The sequence below is a fragment of the Aeromonas sp. HMWF015 genome, assembly GCF_963878965.1.
GTDB classification, from domain to species: Bacteria; Pseudomonadota; Gammaproteobacteria; order Enterobacterales; family Aeromonadaceae; genus Aeromonas; species Aeromonas veronii.
In genome coordinates this window covers 1-1,072 of record NZ_CAWNZT010000393.1, presented here as the reverse complement: position 1 = coordinate 1,072, position 1,072 = coordinate 1, and the positions used below count along the sequence as shown (strand labels likewise).

1 protein-coding gene is annotated in these 1,072 nt (G+C 49.3%); it reads left to right on the top strand.

Annotated elements, in window-relative coordinates; all coding sequences use genetic code 11:
* Positions 1 to 783 (top strand): IS110 family transposase (locus AACS18_RS20210; RefSeq protein WP_108613137.1); only part of this gene is annotated, 783 nt, incomplete at its 5' end.
* Between the last annotated feature and the right edge of the window lie 289 nt (positions 784 to 1,072).

Sequence of the window (1,072 nt, the reverse complement as noted above, 5' to 3'; positions counted from 1 at the left end):
ACAAGACACCAGAAGAATGATGCCAACGATGCATTAGCTATTTGTGAAACCGCTTGCCGACCAGGGATCCACTTCGTATCAGTTAAAACTACAGAACAACAAGATATCAAGGCGTTACGTAGTGCTCGCCAGCTCAGAGTTGAGCAGCGAACCGCTCTGGCTAACCAACTACGGGCATTACTTGCTGAGTATGGAGTCATTATTCCAGCCGGGTTACAACGTCTTCAACAACAACTGCCAGAAGTGCTTGAAGACGGAGACAATACGATAACCTTCGCTCTTCGCCGACTAATGAGCCTGTTACGAAAAGATATGCAGATGCTCACTGAACGAATTGATGCCTTGGATAAGGAACTAGCTGAACTGTCCAGCCAACAGGTTGCCTATCACCACTTATTGACGATTCCTGGTGTCGGGCCACTGATTGCCGCTGCGGTGGTCAGTGAGGTTGATGCCGCCCAGTTTTCCAGCGGCCGTGAGCTTTCTGCTTGGTGTGGCTTAGTCCCTCGACAGCACAGTTCAGGTGGAAAACAACGGCTTTCATCCATGACCAAGAACGGTAATCGTAACTTGAGGACCTTGATCATCCATGGCGCTCGAGCGGTGATGCGCTGTGTGCAAAAACGGGATGACAGTTTAGGGAGATGGGTGAAGGCAATTGAATTGCGGCGCGGGTTCTTGAAAGCCACCGTAGCCCTGGCGAATAAGTTAACCCGGATTATCTGGCTCGTACTAACTGACTCGGTTGATTTCAGTATGAGCAGAGCTTTTGCAGGAAGTTAATTTGATATTTGCTTAGAAAATCTACGTTACTGAGTTTGCAGGCACTGACGAAGAAACGGGTGCCGTCCTTGTAACAGCCTGAATTAGACCTGGGTATGCATATACCGGTGTAGTGATAAGGAAGCAAGGCTCGGATGACATCATGGCGAGGGAGTTAATCCCATCATAACGCCGGATATATGGTCGCAAACCGTATCAGTTCAGGTCTTGCACAACCCGGGGGCGTCCATATATGGTCTAATCATCCCGGACACCATTTTAGGTGGTACAGTCGCCACCATGACCTGAG